The sequence below is a fragment of the Actinophytocola oryzae genome, from assembly GCF_004364325.1.
Taxonomy (GTDB): Bacteria; Actinomycetota; Actinomycetes; order Mycobacteriales; family Pseudonocardiaceae; genus Actinophytocola; species Actinophytocola oryzae.
In genome coordinates, this window is the sequence record NZ_SOCP01000012.1 from 85586 (window position 1) to 108950 (window position 23365).

General features: G+C 70.4%; 20 protein-coding genes and 1 riboswitch. Of the genes, 10 read left to right on the forward strand and 10 right to left on the reverse strand.

The window, feature by feature from the left end; all coding sequences use genetic code 11:
• Positions 1-79: 79 nt before the first annotated feature.
• Positions 80-1585: a dolichyl-phosphate-mannose--protein mannosyltransferase gene (locus CLV71_RS29490; RefSeq protein ID WP_243866805.1), complete on the reverse strand. Its 1506-nt coding sequence runs from the start codon at positions 1583-1585 to the stop codon at positions 80-82.
• A 130-nt stretch (positions 1586-1715) separates the two neighbouring features.
• On the opposite strand from CLV71_RS29490, the gene rsmI reads away from it, so the two are divergent.
• Together rsmI and CLV71_RS29500 are read left to right on the forward strand one after the other, a co-directional pair.
• Positions 1716-2552, forward strand: a complete 837-nt coding sequence (gene rsmI, locus CLV71_RS29495) for a 16S rRNA (cytidine(1402)-2'-O)-methyltransferase (RefSeq protein ID WP_133906146.1) — start codon at positions 1716-1718, stop codon at positions 2550-2552.
• A 58-nt stretch (positions 2553-2610) separates the two neighbouring features.
• Positions 2611-3594: an aldo/keto reductase gene (locus CLV71_RS29500; protein ID WP_243866787.1), complete on the forward strand. Its 984-nt coding sequence runs from the start codon at positions 2611-2613 to the stop codon at positions 3592-3594.
• Between the two features lie 47 nt (positions 3595-3641).
• Here CLV71_RS29500 and CLV71_RS29505 read toward each other — a convergent pair whose 3' ends face one another.
• The 3 genes from CLV71_RS29505 to CLV71_RS29515 form a co-directional block, all read right to left on the reverse strand.
• Positions 3642-4406, reverse strand: a complete 765-nt coding sequence (locus CLV71_RS29505) for an ABC transporter permease (protein ID WP_133906147.1) — start codon at positions 4404-4406, stop codon at positions 3642-3644.
• Positions 4399-5364 carry an ATP-binding cassette domain-containing protein gene (locus tag CLV71_RS29510; protein WP_133906148.1) on the reverse strand — a complete coding sequence of 322 codons (966 nt, stop codon included), beginning with the start codon at positions 5362-5364 and terminating at the stop codon, positions 4399-4401. The genes CLV71_RS29505 and CLV71_RS29510 overlap by 8 nt, the downstream gene beginning before the upstream one ends.
• Before the next feature lie 66 nt (positions 5365-5430).
• The gene (locus tag CLV71_RS29515; RefSeq protein ID WP_133906149.1) at positions 5431-6033 is read right to left on the reverse strand and encodes a PadR family transcriptional regulator; all 603 of its coding nucleotides are present in this window, start codon (positions 6031-6033) and stop codon (positions 5431-5433) included.
• Positions 6034-6093: 60 nt separating this feature from the next.
• On the opposite strand from CLV71_RS29515, the gene metG reads away from it, so the two are divergent.
• The 6 genes from metG (at position 6094) to CLV71_RS29545 (ending at position 14033) form a co-directional block, all read left to right on the forward strand.
• Positions 6094-7887, forward strand: a complete 1794-nt coding sequence (gene metG / locus CLV71_RS29520) for a methionine--tRNA ligase (RefSeq protein ID WP_133906150.1) — start codon at positions 6094-6096, stop codon at positions 7885-7887.
• Positions 7887-8723 (forward strand): TatD family hydrolase, encoded by an 837-nt coding sequence (locus CLV71_RS29525; RefSeq protein WP_133906151.1) that lies wholly within the window; start codon positions 7887-7889, stop codon positions 8721-8723. The genes metG and CLV71_RS29525 overlap by 1 nt, the downstream gene beginning before the upstream one ends.
• Positions 8724-9006: 283 nt before the next feature.
• On the forward strand, positions 9007-10512 hold the full coding sequence (locus CLV71_RS29530) for a resuscitation-promoting factor (protein ID WP_133906152.1): 1506 nt from the start codon (positions 9007-9009) through the stop codon (positions 10510-10512).
• A 290-nt stretch (positions 10513-10802) separates the two neighbouring features.
• The gene (gene rsmA, locus CLV71_RS29535) at positions 10803-11666 is read left to right on the forward strand and encodes a 16S rRNA (adenine(1518)-N(6)/adenine(1519)-N(6))-dimethyltransferase RsmA (protein ID WP_133906153.1); all 864 of its coding nucleotides are present in this window, start codon (positions 10803-10805) and stop codon (positions 11664-11666) included.
• An 85-nt stretch (positions 11667-11751) separates the two neighbouring features.
• Positions 11752-11842, forward strand: a riboswitch (SAM riboswitch).
• Positions 11843-12034: 192 nt separating this feature from the next.
• Positions 12035-13033: a methionine ABC transporter ATP-binding protein gene (locus tag CLV71_RS29540; RefSeq protein ID WP_133906334.1), complete on the forward strand. Its 999-nt coding sequence runs from the start codon at positions 12035-12037 to the stop codon at positions 13031-13033.
• 34 nt (positions 13034-13067) lie between these two features.
• A complete protein-coding gene (locus CLV71_RS29545; protein ID WP_133906154.1) occupies positions 13068-14033 on the forward strand; it encodes a 4-(cytidine 5'-diphospho)-2-C-methyl-D-erythritol kinase in 966 nt (321 codons plus the stop codon).
• Here CLV71_RS29545 and CLV71_RS29550 read toward each other — a convergent pair.
• A complete protein-coding gene (locus CLV71_RS29550) occupies positions 14030-14566 on the reverse strand; it encodes a DUF6886 family protein (RefSeq protein WP_133906155.1) in 537 nt (178 codons plus the stop codon). The two genes, CLV71_RS29545 and CLV71_RS29550, sit on opposite strands and share 4 nt — an antisense overlap.
• Before the next feature lie 36 nt (positions 14567-14602).
• Between CLV71_RS29550 and CLV71_RS29555 the strand changes: the two genes are divergently transcribed.
• On the forward strand, positions 14603-16363 hold the full coding sequence (locus tag CLV71_RS29555; protein ID WP_133906156.1) for an ABC-F family ATP-binding cassette domain-containing protein: 1761 nt from the start codon (positions 14603-14605) through the stop codon (positions 16361-16363).
• 19 nt (positions 16364-16382) lie between these two features.
• Entirely contained in the window at positions 16383-18047 is a 1665-nt protein-coding gene (locus CLV71_RS29560; RefSeq protein ID WP_133906157.1) for a fatty acyl-AMP ligase, read from the forward strand.
• Here the strand turns inward: CLV71_RS29560 and CLV71_RS48745 are convergent.
• The 5 genes from CLV71_RS48745 to glmU all read right to left on the reverse strand — a co-directional run bounded on the left by CLV71_RS48745 (position 18042) and on the right by glmU (position 23341).
• Complete coding sequence (locus CLV71_RS48745; RefSeq protein WP_243866788.1) at positions 18042-19421, reverse strand: DivIVA domain-containing protein; 1380 nt, start codon at positions 19419-19421, stop codon at positions 18042-18044. The two genes, CLV71_RS29560 and CLV71_RS48745, sit on opposite strands and share 6 nt — an antisense overlap.
• Positions 19422-19431: 10 nt before the next feature.
• A complete protein-coding gene (gene pth / locus CLV71_RS29570) occupies positions 19432-20013 on the reverse strand; it encodes an aminoacyl-tRNA hydrolase (protein WP_133906158.1) in 582 nt (193 codons plus the stop codon).
• 79 nt (positions 20014-20092) lie between these two features.
• A complete protein-coding gene (locus CLV71_RS29575) occupies positions 20093-20701 on the reverse strand; it encodes a 50S ribosomal protein L25/general stress protein Ctc (RefSeq protein WP_133906159.1) in 609 nt (202 codons plus the stop codon).
• Positions 20702-20897: 196 nt separating this feature from the next.
• Positions 20898-21878, reverse strand: a complete 981-nt coding sequence (locus CLV71_RS29580) for a ribose-phosphate diphosphokinase (protein ID WP_133906160.1) — start codon at positions 21876-21878, stop codon at positions 20898-20900.
• Positions 21875-23341 carry a bifunctional UDP-N-acetylglucosamine diphosphorylase/glucosamine-1-phosphate N-acetyltransferase GlmU gene (glmU, locus tag CLV71_RS29585; RefSeq protein WP_133906161.1) on the reverse strand — a complete coding sequence of 489 codons (1467 nt, stop codon included), beginning with the start codon at positions 23339-23341 and terminating at the stop codon, positions 21875-21877. Before glmU ends, CLV71_RS29580 begins: the two co-directional genes overlap by 4 nt.
• Between the last annotated feature and the right edge of the window lie 24 nt (positions 23342-23365).

Here is a 23365-nt window from a genome sequence, read left to right on the forward strand (position 1 = left end):
CCCCGGCGTACTGAAGGCGTCCTTCGTAACGGTCGGCGTACTGAAGGCGTCCTTCAGTACGCCGGGGCCGGTTGTCGGGCTAGCGCCAGCTCGGTAGCCACAGCTCCTGTTGCCAGCGGACCTCCGAGATGGAGTCGCCGTTCAGGACGGGCCACAGCCAGACGAAGTTGGCGACCACGATGCCCACGTACAGGGCGACGATGAGCAGACCGGTCCCTCGGCGTTCGTAGCCGTCCGGGGCGGTGCCCATGATCTGGCCGAGCACGAGCACGATGCCCAACACCAGGAACGCGGCCATCGGCGTCGCGTAGAAGAAGTACATCTGGCGGTCCAGGTTGGTGAACCACGGCAGCAGACCAGCCAGGTAGGCCACCACGACCCCCGCGTAGCGCCAGTCCAGCCGGGCGATCATGCGCCACAGGCCCCAGCCGAGCACCGGCAGCGAGACCCACCACAGCGCGGGTGTGCCGATCAGCATCGTGGCGCTGACGCAGCGCTCCTCGCCGCAGGAGACGGTGCCGCCGTCGTAGTAGTAGAGCATCGGGCGCAGGCCCATCGGCCACGTCCACGGCTTCGACTCCCACGGGTGCTGGCCGGTCGCGGGGGTCTTCAGGTTCTCGTGGAAGTCCAGGACGTTGCCCGAGTACTGCCACAGCGACCGCAGCGCGGTGGGCAGGAAGTCGTACCAGCCGTGGTGGACGGACTCGTCGGCCAGGTGGCGGTCGACCCCCGTCTCCGACATGAACCAGCCCCACCATGTCGACAAATAGACGAGAATGCCGACCGCGACGAACGCCCACAGGCCGGGCAGCAGGTCGCGGTAGATGGTGCCCCGCCACGGCCGCTCGATGCCGGCCGCGCGGCGCGCCGTGACGTCCCACAGGACCGTCAGCACGCCGAACGCCATGATGAAGAACACGCCGGACCACTTGGACCCGCACGCCAGCCCCAGCGACACGCCCGCGAGGAACCGCCACCAGCGGAAGCCGAGGAACGGGCCGTAGGCCGACTCGGTCGCCCAGCCCTCCCGGACGGCGACCGCCAGGCGCTTGCGCACCTGGTCGCGGTCGAGCAGCAGACAGCCGAACGCCACCAGCACGAAGAACGCCAGGAAGATGTCCAGCATCCCCATGCGGCTCTGCACGTGCGACACGCCGTCGCAGATCAGCAGCACGCCCGCGATGGCACCCAGCAGCGTCGACCTGGTCAGCCTGCGGGCGATCCGGATGATCAGCAGGATCATCAGCGCGCCCGCGAGCGCCGACGTGAAGCGCCAGCCCCAGCCGTCGTAGCCGAAGATCCACTCGCCGATCGCGATCAGCTGCTTGCCGAGCGGCGGGTGGACGGTCAGCTCGTAGGCCGGGTTGTCCTCGTAACCGCCGTTGCGGAGAAACTCCCACGCCTGCGGCACGTAGTGTTTCTCATCGAACACCGGGGTGCCCTTGTCCGTGGGGAAGCCCAGGTTCTGCAGTCGCACGAAACCGCCGAACACCGCGAGGAAGCCCGCGACCAGCCAGCTACGCAGCCGGTCGGTCGGCATCGGCTTGCCGATCAGGTGGATCTCGGCGAGGTCGGCTTCCGACAGGGGCCTCCCGCCGGCACCACCGAAGCTCGGTGAGACCGCAGCCTGGCGATCGACGGTAAGACTCACGGGCAAGGATCGTAGGCGGCGCGATGTGGTGTCCGCGTCGGGATCACCAACACGGAGCGACACGATGGTTGAACAGCACGGCAGGCTCGTCCTCGCGGCCACCCCGCTCGGCGACTCGCGGGACGCCTCGCCGCGCCTCGTCGAGGCCATGAACACGGCGGACGTGGTCGCCGCGGAGGACACGCGCAGGACCCGGTCGCTCGCCATGGCCCTCGGCGCCACGCTGTCCGGGCGTGTCGTGTCCTTCTACGACGCGGTCGAGACGAGCAGGCTCGGCGGCCTGGTCGCCGCCGTCGAGGCCGGGCAGACCGTCCTGCTGGTCACCGACGCGGGCATGCCCAGCGTGTCCGATCCCGGCTTCCGGCTGGTCGCGGCATGCGTGGCGAAGGACCTGCCGGTGACGTGCCTGCCGGGGCCCTCCGCGGTCACCACGGCACTCGCGTTGTCGGGTCTGCCGTGCGAGCGGTTCTGCTTCGAGGGCTTCGCGCCCCGCAAGGACGGCGAGCGGCGCCGGTTCTTCGCCGCGCTGGTCGAGGAGCCGAGGACGGCCGTGTTCTTCGAGTCCCCGCACCGCATCGCCGCGACGCTCGAGCTGGCGGTCGAGGTGCTGGGTGCCGGCCGGCGGGCGGCGGTCTGCCGGGAGCTGACCAAGCCCTACGAGGAGGTCCGGCGCGGCGGTCTCGCCGAGCTGGCCGAGTGGGCGGCCGACGGGGTGCGCGGCGAGATCACGGTCGTGCTGGCGGGTGCCGAACCGGGCCGGGAGCAGGACATGGACGCGTTGACGGCCGAGGTCCGCCGCCTCGCCGACGAGGGCATGCGACTCAAGGACGCCGCCGCGCAGGTGGCGACGAGCGCGGGCGTGAGCAAGAAGTCGCTCTACGACGCGGCCGTCCGGAGTTGACCTGAAGCGCGCTCCAGGGTGTTGGCTGGTGTCAGCCAACAGCGAAGGAGGAGAGCCCGTGGTTGGCAGGCGCAAGCTCGGTGACCTGGAGGTTTCGGCACTGGGGCTGGGTTGCATGGGGATGTCCCAGGTCTACGGACCCGCGGACGACACCGAGTCGATCAAGGTGATCCACCGGGCGATCGACCTCGGCGTGAACTTCCTGGACACCGCCGATGTCTACGGTCAGGGCCACAACGAGGACCTCGTCGGCCGCGCGATCGCGGACCGGCGGGACCGGGTCGTGCTCGCGACGAAGTGCGGCATCCTGCGTGTCGTGGGCGGTGGGGTCGTCGAGGTCGACGGCAGCCCGGAGTACGTCCGCGACGCGGTCGACCGGTCGCTGAAGCGGCTCGATGTCGAGACGATCGACCTGTACTACCTGCACCGGCGCGACCCGAACGTCCCGATCGAGGACACGGTCGGCGCGATGGCCGAGCTGGTCGCGGCAGGCAAGGTGCGCCACCTCGGACTGTCCGAGGTCAACGCGGACACGCTGCGCAAGGCGCACGCAGTGCACCCGATCAGCGCGTTGCAGTCGGAGTACTCGCTGTTCAACCGCGACCTGGAGCAGGCGGTCCTGCCGGTCGCGCGGGAGCTGGGGATCGGCGTGGTGCCCTTCTCGCCGGTGGGCCGGGGCATGCTGACGGGCGACCTGGACACGATGCGCAATCTCCAGGACGGCGACATGCGGCACGGCCTGCCCCAGTTCCAGGGCGAGAACCTGGGCCTGAACATCGCGCTGGCCGAGCGCGTGCACGGCGTCGCGACCTCCCTCGGGGTGACCCCCGTCCAGGTGGCGCTGGCGTGGCTCCTGGCACAGGACGAGCACATCGCCCCGATCCCGGGCACCAAGCGGGTGAAGTACCTGGAGGAGAACGCGGCCGCCGCCGACGTGACGCTGACCGCCGACCAGCTGGCGGAGATCGAGTCGGTCGTCCCCGTCGGTTCGGTGTCGGGCGACCGCTACACGCCGGGCGGAATGCGGGCGGTCAACCTCTGAGCACGCGCACCCCCGCGAGGTAGGTGTCACCTCGCGGGGGTGCGCGCTCAGGCGTTCTCTCGCTGGAACGTCCGCGCACCCCACCAGACGGCGAGGATCGTGATCACGAACAGCACGACGCTGCCGGTGAGCAGGCCGTCCACCGAGTAGTCGCCCCGGAAGGACGCCCGCTCGGCGTCCATCACGTGCGCGAACGGGTTGATCCGCGACAGCACGTACAGCCAGCGCGGCGCCAGCTCCGTCGTTATCGGGATCAGGATGCCGGTGAGCAGCAGCAACGGCACCGAGATCGTGGTCAGCAGCGCGGGGAACGCCTCCTCGCTGCGCACCATCATGGCCATCGCGTACGAGGCCGACGACAGCGTGACCGCGAGCAGCATCACCATGACCAGGCACAGCAGGACACCCGCGACCGGTGCCCGCATGCCGAACACCAGGTAGGCCACCAGCAGCAGCAACACCGCCTGGACGAGCAGCTGCACGGTGTCGTGCAGGACCCGCCCGAGCAGCAGCGCGAGCCTGCTCACCGGCGTCACCCGCAGGCGCTCCATCACGCCGTTGCGCAGGTCGCCGAGCAACGCGAACCCGGCGAACATGCTGCCGAACAGCCCGAGCTGCACGAGCAGTGCCGGCGCGAGGATCTGCCAGCTGTCCCCGGGCGGGAAGCCGGGCGTCGACGACACGATCTTCGTCATCAGCGGCCCGAACAGCAGCAGGTACAGCAGCGGCTGCATGATCCCGATCATCACCCACGCGGGGTTGCGCAGCGAGATCGCCATGTGCCTGCGGAACACGAGCCAGACCTCACGCATGGTGGCCCTCCTCGGCGTCACGCAGGGTGCGGCCGGTCATGGCCAGGAACACGTCGTCGAGCGAGGGCCGCTGGACCTGGATCGACGTCATCGCGATGTCCTTGGCGTCGAGCGCGCGGAGCAGCTCCGGCAGTGCGGTGTCCCCACGCGGGACCCGGAAGCGCACGGTGTTGTCGGCCGTGGTGACCTCGGTGGCACCCGGCAGCCTGCCCGCGATCTCGGCGGCGTGAGCCACCGAGTCGGTGGGCACCCCGACCACGACGCCGTCGCCGGACACCTGCGCCTTCAGCTCGTCCGGCGTGCCCTCGGCGACGATCTGGCCGTGGTCGATGACGAGGATCCGGTCGCACAGCGAGTCGGCCTCGTCGAGGTAGTGGGTCGTGAGGAACACCGTCACGTTGTGCTCGTCGCGCAGCGAGCGGATGTGCTCCCACAGGTTCGCCCGGCTCTGCGGGTCGAGCCCGGTGGTCGGCTCGTCCAGGAACACGAGCCCCGGCGAGTGGATCAACCCCAGCGCGATGTCCAGCCTGCGCTTCTGGCCGCCGGACAGCGTCCTGACCAGGCGTTGTTCCAGGCCGCCGATGTCGAGCTGCTTGGCGAGGTCCGCGCCGCGCCGCACCGCGTCGGCCTTCGAGAGGCCGTAGAACCGGCCCTGGATCTCGATCTCCTCGATCACCCGGCACTCGGGTGCCGTGCCGCCGCCCTGGGCGACGTAGCCGATCTTCTTGCGCACCCCGACCGGGTCGGCGAGCAGGTCGACGCCGCCGACGGTGGCGGTGCCGGAGCTCGGGCGCAACAGGGTCGTGAGCATGCGCAGCGTGGTCGTCTTCCCCGCGCCGTTCGGGCCGAGGAAACCGACCAGCTCCCCAGCGTGCACGTCGAGGTCCACCCCGCGGACGGCCTCGACGGTACGGCCCCGCGATCGGAAGGTCCGCGCGAGACCGCGAGCTTCGATCATGTCTGTCCTTTCCATGTAGTCAAATTTGACTAGGCGGAGACAGCATGGTCGACCGGGCCGCAACAGTCAAATTTGATTAGAGGGCGAGCCGAAGGCTGCGCCCTCGTCATCGGCCATCACATACCTGCCGGCTTCGAGGCGCTCGACGAGCCCTCGGAGCCACACCTCCTGCGCTCCCACCGACGCCACCCACAGCCCGTACAGCTCCTCGACGTGCTCGGGCTGACCCCACTCCGTCCCGTGGTCGAGCATGTCCTGCGCGGTGGCCCGCTGCCCGGCCACCTGCGTCAGCCGGTGGCGCAGCAGGCTCAACACCGTGGCGCGGGGGAGCGCGGGCAGGAACGTCACCGCGGCGGCCAGCCGGTGCGAACCCTGCGCCGAGTCGTCGCTCTCGGCGAGGTAGCGCGACAACAGCAGCCCGAACTCCGTCTCGCCGTCCGGGGTGAGCCGGTAGGCGGTGCGGTCGGGGCCCTGCGCCTCCTCCTCGGTGGAGACCTCCTCGAGCAGCTTCTCCGCCGCCATCTTCTTCAGCGCGTGGTAGATCGAGCCGGGTGCGACGTTCGCCCACTTGTCCGCTGACCAGGTCAGCAGCTCGCGGCGGACCTGGTAGCCGTGCGCACTGCCGTACATCCGCACGACGCCGAGCACCAAGAGCCGCGTGGCGGACACCCTGCCTCCTCAGATAACCCGTTCGTCCTCGACAAGTACTGCTCCGTAGGCTAAGCAAACATGAGCAACCCCGTGCTGACAGCGGTGGCCTGGCCCTACGCCAACGGCCCCCGCCACATCGGTCATGTGTCCGGATTCGGCGTACCTTCCGACGTCTTCTCCCGGTACATGCGCATGGCGGGGCACAAGGTGCTGATGGTCTCCGGCACCGACGAGCACGGGACGCCGATCCAGGTCCAGGCGGACAACGAGGGGTCGACGCCACGCGAGACCGTGGACAAGTACGCCCGCCAGATCAACGGCGACCTCCAGGGGCTCGGCCTGTCCTACGACCTGTTCACCCGCACCACGACGGGCAACCACTACAAGGTCGTGCAGGACCTGTTCCTGGGGTTGTGGAAGAACGGGTACGTCGTCGAGAAGACGCAGCTGGGCGCCATCAGCCCGTCCACCGGCCGCACGCTGCCCGACCGCTACATCGAGGGCACCTGCCCCATCTGCGGTTACGAGAGCGCCCGCGGTGACCAGTGCGACAACTGCGGCAACCAGCTGGACCCGGCCGACCTGAAGAACCCGCGCTCGAAGATCAACGGCGAGACGCCCGAGTTCGTCGAGACCGAGCACCTCTTCCTCGACCTGCCCGCGTTCACCGGCGCGCTCGGGAACTACCTGAGCAGCAGGCAGGACTGGCGGCCGAACGTGCTCAAGTTCAGCCTGAACCTGCTCGACGACCTCAAGCCGCGTGCGATCACCCGTGACCTGGACTGGGGCGTGCCGATCCCGCTCGACGGCTGGCGGGACCGGCCGATGAAGCGGTTCTACGTGTGGTTCGACGCGGTCATCGGCTACCTGTCGGCCTCGGTCGAGTGGGCACGCCGCTCCGGGAACGACGACGCGTGGCAGGAGTTCTGGACCAACCCCGACGCCCAGGGCTACTACTTCATGGGCAAGGACAACATCGTCTTCCACTCGCTGATCTGGCCGTCGCTGCTGCTCGGGCAGAACGGCGCCGGCGACAAGGGCGGCGAGCCCGGCGCGTTCGGCACGCTGAACCTGCCGACCGAGGTCGTGTCGTCCGAGTTCCTGAAGATGAGCGGGGCGAAGTTCTCCACCTCGCGCGGCACGGTCATCTACGTGCACGACTTCCTGCGTGAGTTCGGGCCGGACAGCCTGCGCTACTTCATCTCGGTGGCAGGGCCCGAGACCCAGGACGTCGACTTCACGTGGGAGGAGTTCGTCCGCCGCGTCAACTTCGAGCTGGCCAACGAGTGGGGCAACCTGGTCAACCGGTCGATCTCGATGGCGCACAAGAACGTCGGCGCCATCCCGACCCCGACCGCGCTGACCGCCGAGGACGAGGCGCTCAAGGCGGCGGCCCGTGACGCGTTCGGCGTCGTCGGCGGCCACCTGCGCAGCTCGCGGTTCAAGCAGGCGGCGTCGGAGGCCATGCGCGTCGTGAGCGCGGCGAACAAGTACCTGTCCGACCAGGAGCCCTGGAAGCGCAAGGACGACCCGGCCCGCCGGGACACGATCCTGCACACCGCGCTGCAAGTGGTGGCCGACGCGAACACGCTGCTGACGCCGTTCCTGCCGCACTCGGCGCAGAAGGTGCACGAGGCGCTGGGCGGCAAGGGCGTGTGGGCGGCCCAGCCGGAGGTGAAGGACGTCGAGGACCTGGACGTCCCCGGTCAGATCAACCCGATCCTGACCGGTGACTACGCGGGTGAGCAGGCGAGGTGGGAGTCGGTGCCCATCGAGGCGGGCCGTCCGCTGGAGAAGCCGACACCGCTGTTCACGAAGCTGGACCCGAAGCTCGGCGAGACCGGGCCGGACTGGGCGCCGGTCGGCGACTGATGGCAGAACGCGGAGGGGAGCGGCCTCCCATCCCGGAGGCCCTCCCTTTTCCCGTCGTCGACGCGCACACCCACCTGGACGCCTGTGGCGCCAAGGACGCCGCCGACGTCACCGCCATGGTCGACCGGGCGGCCTCTGCCGGCGTGACGCGGGTCGTGACCGTGGCCGACGACCTGGCGGCGGCCCAGTGGGCCGCTCAGGCCGCCACGTGGGACCCACGGGTCTTCGCGGCGGTCGCCGTCCACCCGACGCGCACGGCGGCGTTCACCGACGCCGACCGGGCGGTCGTCGAGGAGCTGGCGCACCAGCCTCGGGTGGTCGCGGTCGGGGAGACCGGTCTCGACTACTACTGGGACTACTCGCCGCCCGAGGCGCAGCAGGAGGCGTTCCGCTGGCACATCGACCTCGCCAAGCGGGTCGGCAAGCCGCTGATGATCCACGATCGCGACGCGCACGAGGACATCTTCCGGATCCTCGCCGAGGAGGGTTCACCCGAGAAGGTGATCTTCCACTGCTTCTCCGGGGACGCGGCGTTCGCGAGCCGTTGCGTGGCGCGGGGTTACGTGCTGTCGTTCGCCGGAACCGTCACCTTTCGCAACGCGCACGCCCTTCGTGACGCATTGGCGGTCATTCCCAGTTACCAGTTGCTGGTGGAGACCGACGCGCCGTTCCTCACGCCGCATCCGTTCAGGGGCAGGCCGAACGAGCCGTACTGCGCCGCTTACACGTTGGCGGCGCTTGCGCAGTTCAGAGGGGTCCCGACCGAAACTCTCGCCGCCGAGGTCACGGCGACGGCCGAGCGTGTGTTCGACCTGCCGAGCGTCACAGCGCGCTGATCATCTGTCGGCTGGATGTGAGAATTGCGATGATCGGGTGACGGGTACTCCTCCATTCGTGGAGTGAGCAGGGTCACGACACCCGCCGATGTGTTTGCGCAACCTGCCCGCCCCCGTTACTGTCCCGTGACCGTACCCCCGGGACGAAGTTGTTCCAGGGACAGTCCGCGGTGAGGCCGGATGGTCGGGGACCGGTGGCCAGCCGCGGAAGTCGTAACAAGCGAAAGCGCGTAGCTACTGCAGTAGTCGGGCTCGGCTGCGGCCTTCAGGAGGTATCGACCCTGTGACTGGTTCCGGAAACAGACCAGGAAGTGACTCGGCGAACGCCGACACGGACTGGTTCACCCCGGTCGAAGCCGGACCCGCGACGACGGTTCTCGACGAGGACTTCCGTGCGTGGCGTTCCGAGTTCCCCGACTTCTACGAACTGCCCGACTCGGACGAGAACGCCTACTCCGGCTCGCTGTCGATCACCGACAACGACGTCCGCGTGGCCCTCGGTTCGCAGGCGGACGAGCTCATGGCCGCGGCGAACGTCGACGTCGACCAGCTGATCAAGCTGATCAACGCCGAGACGACGGTCCTGCCGGTCATCCCGGACGCGCTGTCCGCGGACGGCACCGCGTACGAGCTGTCGCGTGAGGACGAGCCTCCGGCCGAGGTCGTCACCGGCATCAAGCGCTGGAAGAAGTCCGTCCTCAAGGCGACCATCGCCTCGATCCTGGTCTCGCTGATCGGCGGCGGTGCCGCGGCGATCGCGATGAACAAGTCCGTCACGGTCGACGTCGACGGCGAGTCGCTCCAGGTCAGCACGTACGCCGACACGGTCGGCGAGGTGCTCGCGGACGAGGGCATCACCGTCGGCAGCCACGACGCGCTCTCCCCGTCGCCCGCGGCGCCCATCAACGACGACGGCAAGATCGTCCTCCAGCGCGGCCGCCAGCTGCACCTGACCGTCGACGGCGAGAAGCGCGACTTCTGGGTCCGCGCCACGACCGTCGGCGAGGCGCTCAAGCAGCTGAACCTCTCCCCGGAGGGCGCGAAGCTCTCCCAGGACCTCGACAAGGAGATCCCTCTCAACGGGATGGCCGTCGAGGTCAAGACCCTGAAGAACATCACGTTCTTCGACGGCGGCAACGCCCCCCAGGCCATGCAGACCAACGCGGTCACCGCGGGCGAGCTGCTCAAGGACCTGAAGCTCTCCCTCGGCCCCGAGGACTCCATCGCGCCGGGCGCCGACGTCAAGATCACCGACGGCGCCGAGATCCGGGTCACCCGCAACGGCGTGACCGTGGTCAACCAGACCGAGGCGATCGACCCCGAGGTCCAGGAGATCGAGGACCCCAACGCCGACAAGGGCACCGAGGTAGTGGTGGACCCGGGCGTGGCGGGCGAGCGCATCGCGACCTATCGCATCACGATCAAGAACGGCAAAGAGGTCGGCCGCGAGGAGATCGGCTCCAAGGTCACCAAGGAGGCCAAGCCCAAGGTGGTCCGCGTCGGCACCAAGAAGCCGCCGCAGCCGGTCATCTCCGACGGCGACGTCTGGGACCGCCTCGCCTACTGCGAGGCGACCGGCAACTGGGCCATCAACACGGGCAACGGCTACTACGGCGGCCTCCAGTTCAACATCAGCACGTGGAACGCCAACGGCGGCGGCCAGTACGCGTCGCGTCCGGACCTGGCGACCCGCGAGCAGCAGATCGCCATCGCGACCAAGGTCCGCGACAACCGCGGCGGCTATGGCGCGTGGCCTGCCTGCGCTCGCAAGCTCGGCCTCCCCACGTAGGAACTCCTGACCGTGGGCCGGTGACTCCCTTCCGAGGGAGCCCGGCCCACAGTCATGTCCACCTCTCGAAGACCCGCGGTTTCGTGCACGGCGGGATGTGCATGAGACCGCGACCGTGTTGGGCGGCGGCGCCTTGCCAGGCCGGGTCGCCGCGTCGGGTGTCGCGGGAGCGGGAGATAGTGGCGGGCTCTCCCGCCGATCGCGTCCCTGTCGTGTGATGGTCGATCGCCGATCACGTCGTCGGTCGGGGGTGGGCCGGGCGACCTCCACCCGATGGCTAGGCTCGCCCGGTGACTGAGGGCGACACCAGTGCTCTGCTCGGGCCCGCCGACATCCGGCGCCTCGCCGAGGAGCTTGGCGTGCGCCCCACCAAGAAGCTCGGCCAGAACTTCGTCCACGACCCCAACACCGTGCGGCGCATCGTGGCCGCCGCCGCCCTCGACCGCGACGACACCGTGCTCGAGGTCGGCCCCGGCCTCGGGTCGCTCACCCTCGCGCTCCTGCCCGCCGTCGAGCGGGTCGTGGCCGTCGAGATCGACCCGGTGCTCGCCGAGCGCCTGCCGCGCACGGTCGCGGAGCGGGCGCCCGACCTGGCCGGCCGGCTCACCGTCGTGAACGGCGACGCCCTCCGGGTCACCGCCGACCAACTCGGCCACCCCACCGCGCTCGTCGCCAACCTGCCCTACAACGTGTCCGTCCCCGTCGTCCTGCACCTGCTCGCCAAGCTGCCCACCATGGCGCGAGCCCTGGTCATGGTCCAGGCCGAGGTCGCCGACCGGATGGCCGCCGGGCCCGGCTCGAAGGTCTACGGCGTCCCCAGCGTCAAGATCGCCTGGTACGCCGAGGCCCGGCGGGTCGCCACCGTCCCGCGCAGCGTCTTCTGGCCCGTGCCCAACGTCGACTCCGCACTCGTCCTGCTCACCCGCCGCCCCACCCCGGACGCCGACCGGCACTCGCTCTTCCAGCTCGTCGACGCGGCCTTCGCGCAGCGGCGCAAGACCCTGCGTGCCGCGCTCGCCTCCTGGGCCGGTTCGGCGGACCAGGCGGCCGAGATTCTCACCCGAGCGGGTGTCGATCCGACCATGCGCGGCGAGACCCTGACGGTAAGTGACTACGTTGCTATCACCCGAATGGCAGGTAAGGACCACCCGTAAGGGGTGTGATCCGCCGAATATCAGGACTTAATCTGACCTGCGACGGGTTGCAATCAACAGGACCCGTCAGGTGTACTACTTGAGGTATCCATCCCGAGCGGCCGAGAGACCTGGCTCCGAGACGCCGCAGCAACCACCCGCCACCGGGCAGGTGCTACCGCCAGGAACGATGGAGGAGTGAGAACGGTGCCCATCCTCACCACCCGGCGGGTAATCGACCAGTGCCGTCGCACTGTCACAGGCTGTCGTCGCTGACGCTCATCGACATCTGATTAGAGCCACTCCGACGATTCCCGGCCGCACACTCGCGGCCATCACCCACACGCGCGACACGAACGCGCAGCGTGAGCCTGGACTGGAGCAAGCACGTGATTACCGTCGAGAACCTGACAAAGTCGTTCCGAAGTACTACCGGCGCCGTCGTCGCGCTGGATGGCATCAACCTGGACGTGCCGACCGGTGTCATCGCCGGTGTCGTCGGCGCCAAGGGCTCCGGCAAGTCGACCCTGGCCCGTGTGCTGGCACTGCGCGAGCGCCCCGACGCGGGGGTCGTCCGCCTCGACGGGCTCGACACCGGCGTCCTCGACCAGCGCAGCCTGCGGGCCGCGCGCTCGAGGATCGGCGTCGTGCCGGCAGGCGAGTCGCTCCTGCCGCAACGCACCGCCGCGGGCAACATCGCGCTGCCGCTGGAGCAGGCCGGCATGGACGGCCCGCGCCGCCGCGAGAAGGTCGGCAAGCTGCTCGACCTGATCGGCCTCACCGAGCGCGCCGCCAACTACCCCGACCAGCTGACCGCGGGCCAGCGCCAGCGCGTCGCGGTCGCACGGGCACTGGTCGGCGAGCCCGCGGTCGTGCTGGCCGACGACCCGACCGGTGAGCTGGACGCAACGGGTGCCGCCGGCGTCCTCGCCGTCCTCGACCGGGCACGCGCCGAGCTGGGCGCGACCGTCCTGGTCGTGACCCCGGACACGAACGTCGTGCGCAGGATCGCCGACGACGTCGCCGTCCTCGAGCACGGCCGCATCCTGGAGCAGGGCAAGCTGCTCGACCTCGTGCGCGACCCGGACAGCCGCGTCGCGCGTGCCGTGCTGCCGTCGGTCGACTCGGCCACCCAGGGCGTCGCGGACGTCGTGCTCGTCGGGTTCGCGTCGATCGGCGCGCTGCTGCCGGAGGCCGCGAGCCGGTTCGACACGGAGATCACCGTGTCCGGCGGTGGCGTGACCAAGATCGGCGAGACGCCGGTCGCGCGGTTCCGCCTCGGTATGACCGGCGGCGAGCGGGTCGACGCGGCACTGGGCTGGCTGGCCGAGCGGGGTGCGTTCGTGAAGCGCGCACGGGCCGGTCTGCGGGAGGTCGCGGCCGCGTAACGGCCGGTCGTGAGGGTGCCCGTAGGCTTAAGGAGTGCTTGCTGTTGTCCCTCGCCCGGTGACCGTCCGGGTGCCTGCCAAGGTAAACCTGCACCTCGCGGTGGGTGACGTACGCAAGGACGGTTTCCACGAGCTGACGACGGTGTTCCAGTCGCTGTCGCTCACCGACGAGGTCACGGTGGCGGTCGCGGAGGACCCGGGGGTCGAGGTCCAGGGCGAGGGCGCGTCGGCGGTGCCGACCAACGGAGCGAACCTGGCGTGGCGCGCGGTGGAGGAGCTGGCGCGCCACGTCGGCCGCGACCTCGCCGAGCTGAAGGTCCGGGTGCTGATCCGCAAGGGCATCCCGGTGTCGGGCGGCATGGCTGGCGGCAGCGCCGACGCGGCGGCCACGCTGGTGGGCCTCGCGAACCTGTGGAAGCTCGAGATCGGCCGCGACGAGCTGGCCGGCATCGCGGCGAACCTCGGCAGCGACGTGCCGTTCATGCTGCACGGCGGTACCGCACTGGGCACCGGCCGTGGCGAGGCGATCGTCCCCGTCCTGTCGCGGCACACGTTCCACTGGGTCCTGGCGTTCGCCAGGGGCGGCCTGGCCACCCCGAAGGTCTACGGCGAGCTGGACCGCCTGCGCCTGGAGGGCGAACCGCCCAGGGTGGGCGAGGTGGAGCCGGTCCTGGAGGCACTGGCCTCCGGCGAACCGCACCGGCTGGCGCAGTTGCTCGGCAACGACCTCCAGGCGGCCGCGGTCTCCCTGCGACCGGGCCTGCGCCGGACGCTTCGCGCGGGCGTTGCCGCGGGCGCGCTGGCGGGCACGGTGTCCGGCTCCGGGCCGACGTGCGCGTTCCTGTGCGCGGACGCCGACGACGCACTGCGTGTGGCGGCGGAGCTGTCGGGTGCCGGTGTCTGCCGGACGGTCCGCGTTGTCCACGGCCCGGTCCCCGGCGCGCGGGTGATCGGCGGCGACGACGAACCGAGGTCGGCGCCCCCGCAGGTGCACGCCTAGCGCCGAGGCTTCGCGTTCCGCAGGCGGATCCCGCTGAACGCCAGCGTCGTGGAGACCACCCCGTCCCAGAACGGCCACAGGTTGTTCAGCACCCGCAGCTGGATCCCGCACTCCTCGTGCAGCGCCAACAGGTCACCGACCGGCTCGGGAGGACCGAGCGGCACCACCGGTCTCGTCGAGACGTGGGCGTTGGGGATGGGCGTGCCGATGGGCCGGAAACTGGCGACGGGCAGGCGGTAGGCGTACAGCCGGACCGCACGCATGGCCTCCAGCCAGCCGTACTCGATGGCGTGCACCCGGTCGCCGCCCCCTGGCCCGAGCACGCGGTCGCGGTCGGCGCGGGTCGACGTCTCCGTCGCCCAGGCCATGGCCCGCGGACAGTCACGCGGGAACCAGTACGACGGCGAGCGTTCCGAGTCGACCGCCCAGACGTACGGGTCCCCTACCTGCGCCGTCGGTGCCACGTGGGGCTCGAACCGGGTGATCGTGGGGTCTTCCGAGAAGTGCAGCACCTCACCAGGACGCGGGCGCATGCGGCAAGCCTACCGACAGTCGGTAACGTCAGCGTCGTGGTCAACCTGGTCAACCTCGAGGCGGTCGCCAAGAGCTACGGCGTCAAGCCGCTGCTCGACGGTGTCTCGCTCGGTGTCGCCGCGGGAGACCGGATCGGCGTCGTCGGGCTCAACGGTGGTGGCAAGACCACCCTCCTGGAGGTCCTGGCGGGGCTCGAGCCGCCTGACGGCGGGCGCGTGAGCCGCGGGCGGGACCTGCGGCAGGCCGTCGTCACGCAGCGGACGGAGCTGGCCGAGGGCGCGACCGTGCGCAACGCCGTGCTCGACCCGCTCGGCATCACCGCGGAACACGAGTGGGCCGCCGACCCCCGCGCCCGTTCGATCCTCGACGGCATCGGGATCACGGCCTTCGGACTGGACGCGCCGGTCAGGGACATGTCCGGGGGCGAGCGCCGCCGCGTCGCGCTGGCCGCCGCGCTCGTCCAGGACCTCGACCTGCTGATCCTCGACGAGCCGACCAACCATCTCGACGTCGAGGGCGTGCGCTGGCTCGCCGAGCACCTGCTCGCCAGGGGCACGGCACTCGTCGTCGTCACACACGACCGCTGGTTCCTCGACACCGTCTGCACCCGCACCTGGGAGGTCGTCGGCGGCAAGGTCGAGCAGTACGAGGGCGGCTACGCCGACTGGGTGTTCTCGCGTGCCGAGCGCGCCCGCCTCGCCGCCACCCTCGAGGAGAAGCGGCGCAACCTCGCCCGCAAGGAGCTGGCCTGGCTGCGCCGGGGTCCGCCCGCGCGCACGTCCAAGCCCCGCTACCGCATCGAGGCCGCGGAAGCGTTGATCTCCGACGTGCCGCCGCCGCGCGACTCCGTCGAGCTGCTGGCGTTCGCCAGGCGGCGCCTCGGGCGCACGGTGCTGGAGCTGGAGGACGTCACGCTCCGGGCAGGCGACAAGCTGCTGGTCGAGAACCAGACCTGGCGTGTCGGCCCCGGCGACCGGATCGGGCTCGTCGGCGTCAACGGCTCCGGCAAGACGACGCTGCTGCGCCTGCTGGCCGGTCAGATCGAGCCGGAGACCGGGAAACGCGTGCAGGGCCAGACCGTGCGGCCCGCGTACCTGACGCAGGAGCTGCACGACCTGCCGCCGCAGCTGCGGGTGCTGGAGGCCGTCGAGGAGGTCGCCAGGCGGGTGACGCTCGGCAAGCAGGAGATGTCGGCGTCGCAGCTGACCGAGCGGTTCGGGTTCCCGCCCGCGCGCCAGTGGACGCCGGTCGGCGACCTGTCCGGCGGCGAACGCAGGCGGCTGCAGCTCGCGCGGCTGCTCATGGCCGAGCCGAACGTGCTGCTGCTGGACGAGCCGACGAACGATCTCGACATCGACACGTTGCAGCAGCTGGAGGACCTGCTCGACTCGTGGCCGGGCACGCTGGTCGTGGTCTCGCACGACCGGTACCTCGTCGAGCGCGTGTGCGACACGGTCGTCGCCCTGCTCGGCGACGGGCGGATCACCGACCTGCCCGGCGGCATCGAGGAGTACCTGAACCGCCGCGACGCCATCGTGCCCGCCGCCGCGCCGAAGCAGGCCGACAAGCCGGTGTCCAACGCGGCGGAGCGGCGTGCCGCGCAGAAGGAGCTGGCCAGGCTCGAACGCCAGCTGGACAAGCTGACCAGGCGGGAGACCGAGCTGCACCAGGCGCTGGCCGAGGCCGCGACCGACGGGAACCGGCTGCTGGAGCTGGACGCCGAGCTGCGGTCGCTGCTGGCGGACAAGTCAACTGTCGAACAACGTTGGCTGGACGTGGCGGACGTGGCCGAATAGTGCCGTTTACCCTTGCCGCATGAGCCGTTTCGTCGACAAGCTGGTCGCCACCGCGAGGACCAGCGATCGGGGTGTCACCACTGGCGAGCCGGGCGAGCCGGTGCGTACCACGTGGGCGCGGGTGCACGAGCAGGCCAGGGTCGTCGCGAGCGGCTTGGTCGGGCACGGGCTCGCGCCGGGCGACGCGGTCGCGGTGCTGGCCGCGGCACCCGCCGCGATCGGGCCCGCGATCCACGCCGTGTGGTTGTCCGGCGGCAGCGTCACCATGCTGCACCAGCCGACACCGAGGTCCGACCTCGCGATGTGGGCGGAGGACACCGTCCGGGTGCTGAACATGATCGGCTCCAAGCTGGTGCTGCTCGGCGAGCCGTTCGACCAGCTGGGACCGGTGCTCGACGAGCACGGCATCGGCTACCTGCTGATCGCCGACCTGTTGTCCGGCACGCCGCTGGAGACGTTCGTCGAGGTCGATGAGGACATGCCCGCGCTGCTGCAGCTGACGAGCGGCTCGACCGCCGAGCCGAAGGCCGTGCGGATCACCCACGGCAACCTGTTCGCGAACATCTCGGCCATGGCCGAGCGTGCCGAGCTGGACCCGGCGAACGACATCATGGTGTCGTGGCTGCCGATGTTCCACGACATGGGCATGGTCGGCTTCTACACCACGCCGATGGTGTTCGGGATAGAGCTGGTCAAGGTCACCCCGGTCGACTTCCTGACCGCGCCGCTGCTGTGGGCGAAGCTGATCTCCACCCACGGCGGGACGATCACCGCGGCCCCGAACTTCGCGTACGCCCTGCTGGGACGGCGACTTGGCGGCGAGGAGGACGGCGCCTACGACCTGTCCACCTTACGTATCGCACTGAACGGCGCGGAGCCGATCGACGAGAAGGCCGTCGCGTCGTTCGTCGCGGCGGGCGCACGGTTCAAGATGCCCGCGGAATGCGTTTTCCCGGCCTACGGCATGGCCGAGGGCACGCTCGCGATCTCCTTCGCCAGCCCCATGATCGGCCTGCGCCTCGACCACGTCGACGCGGTGTCGCTCGAAGCGGAGAACCACGCGGTCCCCGTGGAGGAGTCCACTCCGGAGGCCGACCGCCGCACGTTCGCGATCCTGGGCCCGCCACTGGCGGGGTTCGAGGCCCGCATAGTCTCCGGCGACTCCGTTGTGGGCGAACGGGAAGTCGGCGAGATCCAGGTTCGGGGCCCGTCGGTGACCCCGGGCTACCTCACGGTGGACGGCCCACTGGCGACACAGGACGCCGACGGCTGGCTCGCGACCGGCGACCTCGGGTACACAGTGGACGGTGAGATCGTCATCTGCGGCCGCGCGAAGGACGTGATCATCCTGGCGGGCCGCAACATCTACCCGACGGACATCGAACGCGCGGCGACGTCGGTCGAGGGCGTGCGTGCCGGGAACGCGGTGGCGGTGCGCCTCGACGCGGGCACACGTCGGGAACGCTTCGCGGTGGTGGCGGAGTCCCGACTCGCGTCCGACGCGGAGAAGGTGAAGGTGCTGCGCAAGGAGATCGGCGCGCGGGTGTTCGAGGCGGTCAACGCCCGCCCGTCGGCCGTGCTGGTCCTGCCGCCCGGCACGCTGCCGAAGACCCCGTCCGGCAAGCTCCGCAGAGCGGCGGCGGGAGAGCAGCTGGCCGAGTCGATCAGGGCCGCCGCGTCATAGGGCCCGGCGGCCCAGCTCGTCGAGCCAGGCCTGCCTGACCGCGTCGACGGCCTCGACGTGGTACCCCTGCCCGACGAAGAAGGTCCTGCCGAGCTTGAGCGCGGCCAGCTTGTCGGGATCGGGGGAGCCGGGGTCGTCGAGCGCGGCGGCGAGCAGGCGCATGAGCCGCTCCACGTCGCCGGGTCGGTAGCCCCGCTCACCGGGCGGCGCCGGCGGAACGGGCAGCACGAGGTGGTCGGAGTCGCGCCAGGCATCCGTCTCGAGGGCGCCGGAGGGTGCCACTGCGGCCGAGGACCGTGGCGGTGTCTCGTGGCCGTCCGCTTCTGGCCGGTCGGCCGACGCCGAGGCGGCGGGCGTGGCTGCCGGTTCGGCCGACGGAGGCTGTGGTGGGGTACCGGCCGGCAGATCTTCCGGCGTGTGCGAGGCGACGGACTTGCCTCCCACCTCCGAGGTGGGCTCGGCGGCCGCCGGCGCGACTGACGGTGGCTGGTCGGCCGGCGGGGTGCTCTGTGGGTCCGCGTCCGGCCGGTCGATCGACGTGGGCAGGGCGCCGGACTCGGCCGGCGCTGCCGGCACTGACTCGGTGGACGCCGGTCCTCGCGCGTCGACTGCTCCCGGCTGATCGATCGGCGCGAGCACTGTGGCGAGTCCCGTCGGCTGCCGGTCGGTTCCCGCCTCGACCGCCGGAGGGCTGTGCCGTTCGAGCGCCTGCGGCCCGTCGTCTCCCACCGCAGGCGGCTCATCCGGCCGACTGACCGGCGCCTCCGAGGTGGTCGGCTTGTCCCCGGCCGCCACCGGGTCGGACTCCGACCGTGCCGTCCTGTCGACTGGTGCAGGTCGCGACACAACGGACTCGACCGGCGGTGCGGCGTCGACCGGCTTGATCGCGGAGACCCCCTGCGCCGACGTTCCCCGCACGCCGTTCCCCACGGCACCGGAACTGTCGGTGGCTGCCGGTAGCGTGGATCTCGGGGGGCCGGAGGCCGCCTCGTGCCTGCGTGACCGCGCGCTCGACACCGACGGCGGCTGGGCCAACCGCATGGGCGTCGTCTGCTCGGCGGCCGTCGGCGGAGGCGTCGGCCGCAGGTGGGCGGGGATACGCAGCGTCCCCTCGCGACGGGACAGCTCCTCCACCACGAGATCCAGGAACTCGTCCACCTGCTCCTCGTGGTACCCACGACGGATGAACGGAGCCGGGTCGAACGTCACGTCCCGAACCGTCTGGGCCGTCAGGGAGTCCCTGCCCTCCAACGTGGCCTGGACACGGTCCAGGAAGTCGTCCACCTGGTCCTCGTTGTAGCCGCGACGACCGAGGGGCGCCCGGTCGAACGTCACGCAGTCGACGACCACCGGGGTGAGGGGGACAACGTCCACAAGCCCGCTCCTACCGTGCGTGGAAGAGGTTCTGCGCCGCCTCCAGGCCCTTGCCCACCAGCGCCTCCACCGCATCCGCGCAGTGGTCGACGCTGATGGCCAGCTCTTTTCGTTCGGTCGCGGAGAAGTCCCGGAGCACGAAGTCTGCCGGGTCCATCCGTCCTGGCGGCCGTCCGATGCCGAACCGTACTCGGAGGTAGTCCCGCGTGCTCAGCGATTTGGAAATCGAGCGCAGACCGTTGTGGCCGTTCTCGCCGCCGCCGAGCTTGAGGCGCACACTCGGGAACGGGAGGTCCAGCTCGTCGTGCACGACGATCAGGTTCTCCGGCGCGACCTTGTAGAAACGTGCGGTGGCCACCACCGGGCCACCGGAGAGGTTCATGAACGACCGGGGCTTGGCCAGCGCGACCCTGCGGTCGGCGAGCCTGCACTCGAGCACCTCGGCGCCACCCTTGTGGGCCTTGAACCTGCCGCCGACCCGCGCGGCGAGCTCGTCCACCACGAGGAAACCGATGTTGTGCCGGTTGGCGGCATAGCGGGGGCCGGGGTTGCCGAGACCGACAACCAGGACCGGCTCGTCTGGCGATGTCATGGCGAACCCAGGTAGTGGTGAACCAGGTCGTGCGAGACCGGTCCGGGCGGCCCCGGAAGGAACCGCCCGGGCGTCATGCTCAGTCCTCGGCGGGCTCGGCAGGTGCCGGGGTCTCCGCCTCGGCGTCCTCGTCCGCGTCGGTGGCGCTCTGGGCCTCGTTGACCGCGAGCACCATCGCCTCGGGGTCGGTCACCAGCTCGGCACCCGACGGCAGCTCGACGTCCTTGGCGAAGACCTGGAAACCGGCCTCGGCACCCTCGATCGACACCTCGAACTGCTCCGGGATGTGCAGCGCCTCGACCGACACCTCGATGGTGGTCAGGTCCTGGGTGAGCAGCGTGCCGGGCGAGGTCTCGCCGGTGAGCACGATCGGCACCTCGACGGCGACCTTCTCGCCGCGTACGACGAGCAGCAGGTCGACGTGCTCGATGTAGTTCTTGATCGGGTGCGTGGTGACGGTCTTGGTGAGCGCCAGCTCGCTGCTGGCGTCGAACTCCAGCGTCAGCACGGCGTTCTGACCGTGCTCGCGGACCACGCGGGCGAACTCGAGCGCCGGCAGCGCCAGGTGCTTCGGGTCGGAACCGTGGCCGTAGAGCACCGCGGGGATCTTGCCGGCGCGACGGGTGCGGCGCGCGGCGCCCTTGCCGAACTCGGTACGTGCTTCGGCGGCGAGACGGACCTCGGACACGGTGGTGCACTCCTTGTTACAAGAAAACCTTCGGGGGCGGCGGTGGTGGCCGTCGGCGAGTGAGTACGCGCGGCAGTAGAACACCGCCGCGTCGATCACGCCAGGCGTGAAAACGCCTGCCCTCGCCGAGGCAACCCCGCTAGTCTACTTCTTCGCTTTCCGCAAGTGCACCCGGGGGTTACAGGCACGAGTCCCCTCAGGCGTTCCCGTCGAAGAGACTCGTCACCGAGCCGTCCTCGAAGACCTCCTGGATCGCCCGTGCGAGCAGCGGCGCGATGGACAGCACCGTCAGCGTCGGGAAGCGCTTCTCGTCCGGGATCGGCAGCGTGTTGGTGAACACGACCTCCCGCGCGCCACACTTCGAGAGCCGCTCCGGCGCCGGGCCCGACAGCACGCCGTGGGAGGCGGCGACGACCACGTCGGCGGCACCCTCCTCGACGAGCTGCTCCACGGCCTTCGCGATCGTGCCGCCGGTGTCGACCATGTCGTCGATCACCACGCACAGCCGCCCACGCACCTCGCCGACCACGCGCTTGGCGACGACGTCGTTGGGGCGCAACGGGTCGCGGGTCTTGTGGATGAACGCGATCGGCACACCGCCGAGGTCGTCGGCCCACTTCTCCGCGAGCTTCGTGCGGCCGGCGTCCGGGGACACGACCGTCACGTTGTCCGTGCCGTACTTCTCCCGCATGTACGAGGACAGCAGCGTCTGCGCGAACAGGTGGTCCACCGGGCCGTCGAAGAAGCCCTGGATCTGCGCGGTGTGCAGGTCCACGGTCATGATCCGGTCCGCGCCCGCCGTCTTGAACAGGTCGGCGATCAGGCGCGCGGAGATCGGCTCGCGGCCCTTGTGCTTCTTGTCCTGCCGCGCGTACGGGTAGAACGGCATGATCGCGGTGATCCGCTTGGCCGACGCGCGCTTCAGCGCGTCCACCATGATCAGCTGTTCCATCACCCACTGGTTGATGGGCTCGCAGTGGCTCTCGATGACGAACGCGTCGCAGCCACGCACCGACTCCTCGAACCGCACGAACGTCTCGCCGTTCGCGAAGTCGTACGCCGACTGGGGCGTGATCGACACGTTGAGGTGCTTCGCGACCTCCTCGGCGAGATCTGGGTGTGCACGCCCGGAGAAGAACATGAGGTTCTTCTTCGGCGTCCCGGACTTCGCGTTCATAGCTCCTCCGTGATCCCGAGTGCCCGTCGCGCCGCGTCCGCGGCGGGCGTGCCGGGCCGCTTGCGCAGCACCCAGCCCTCGATGTTGCGCTGCGAACCGGCCGAGACGGCCAGGGCACCCGGCGGCACGTCCTCCCGCAGGACGGCGCCCGCGCCGGTGTAGGCACCGTCGCCGACCTTGACCGGGGCGACGAACATGTTGTCGCTGCCCGTGCGTGCGTGCGACCCGACGACCGAGCGGCGCTTGGTCGTCCCGTCGTAGTTCACGAACACACTGGCCGCGCCGATGTTGGAGTACTCGCCGATGGTGGCGTCACCGACGTAGGACAGGTGCGGGACCTTGGTGCCCTCGCCGATCTCCGAGTTCTTGACCTCGACGAACGTGCCGATCTTGCCCTTGTCGTGCAGCACGGTGCCGGGACGCAGGTAGGCGAACGGGCCCACGCTCGCGTGCTCGCCGATGGTCGACTCGCCGCCGTGGGTGCGGACCACCTTCGCCTCGGCGCCGACCCGCACGTCGGTGAGGGTGGTGTCCGGGCCGATGGTGGCGCCCTCGCCGACGGTGGTCGCGCCTCGCAGCACGACGTTGGGCTCCAGCACGACGTCGGGGGACAGCTCGACGCTCGCGTCCAGCCAGACGGTCGTGGGGTCGACCATGGTCACCCCGGCCCGCATCCAGCGCTCGGTGAGCCGCCGGTTCAGCTCCGCGCCGATGGCGGCGAGCTGCACGCGGTCGTTGACGCCCTCGACGAGCCAGGGGTCCGTGCAGGTCCACGACCCGCAGCGGTACCCGTCGCCGCGCGCGATGGCGAGCACGTCGGTGAGGTACTGCTCGCCCTGGGCGTTGTCGGTGGACAGCTGGGCGAGCGCGTTGGCGAGCACGTGCGCGTCGAACGCGTAGACCCCGGAGTTGATCTCGGTGATGGCCGCCTGCTCCGGCGTGGCGTCCTTCTCCTCGACGATGGCCGCGACCGTGCCGTCCTTGTCGCGGACGATGCGGCCGTAACCGCGTGGGTTCGGGACCTCCGCGGTGAGGACCGTCACGCCGTTGCCCTCGGTCGCGTGCTCGGCGAGCAGCGCGGAGAGCGTGACGGTGTCGAGGAGCGGGACGTCACCGTAGGTGACCAGAACTGTGCCTGCCAGATCGCCGGGCAGGGCCTCGAGCGCGCAGCTCGCGGCGTGCCCCGTCCCGTGCTGCTCGTCCTGGACGGCGATGGTGATCGTCGTGTCGATGCCCTTGCCGACCTCGTTGAGGTGCTCGGTGACCGCGTCCCTGCCGTGCCCGACGACGACGGCCATGCGGACCGGCCCCACCCCGGCGGCGGCGCGCACGGCGTGCTCGACGAGCGAGCGCCCGGCGAGCCGGTGTAACACCTTGGGGGTGCGGGACCGCATTCTCGTCCCCTCACCGGCGGCAAGAATGATCGTGCTGACTTCACCGAGCCCGCTACGGCCCTTCGGCATCAGCCGTCTCCTCGTTATTGGCGC

Excerpts from the sequence above, each read along its gene's own strand:
- rsmI (WP_133906146.1), top strand. The coding sequence starts at position 1,716 with ATGGTTGAACAGCACGGCAGGCTCGTCCTCGCGGCCACCCCGCTCGGC.
- CLV71_RS29505 (WP_133906147.1), bottom strand. The coding sequence starts at position 4,406 with ATGCGTGAGGTCTGGCTCGTGTTCCGCAGGCACATGGCGATCTCGCTG.
- CLV71_RS29510 (WP_133906148.1), bottom strand. The coding sequence starts at position 5,364 with ATGATCGAAGCTCGCGGTCTCGCGCGGACCTTCCGATCGCGGGGCCGT.
- metG (WP_133906150.1), top strand. The coding sequence starts at position 6,094 with ATGAGCAACCCCGTGCTGACAGCGGTGGCCTGGCCCTACGCCAACGGC.
- CLV71_RS29525 (WP_133906151.1), top strand. The coding sequence starts at position 7,887 with ATGGCAGAACGCGGAGGGGAGCGGCCTCCCATCCCGGAGGCCCTCCCT.
- CLV71_RS29550 (WP_133906155.1), bottom strand. The coding sequence starts at position 14,566 with ATGCGCCCGCGTCCTGGTGAGGTGCTGCACTTCTCGGAAGACCCCACG.
- CLV71_RS29560 (WP_133906157.1), top strand. The coding sequence starts at position 16,383 with ATGAGCCGTTTCGTCGACAAGCTGGTCGCCACCGCGAGGACCAGCGAT.
- pth (WP_133906158.1), bottom strand. The coding sequence starts at position 20,013 with ATGACATCGCCAGACGAGCCGGTCCTGGTTGTCGGTCTCGGCAACCCC.
- CLV71_RS29580 (WP_133906160.1), bottom strand. The coding sequence starts at position 21,878 with ATGAACGCGAAGTCCGGGACGCCGAAGAAGAACCTCATGTTCTTCTCC.
- glmU (WP_133906161.1), bottom strand. The coding sequence starts at position 23,341 with ATGCCGAAGGGCCGTAGCGGGCTCGGTGAAGTCAGCACGATCATTCTT.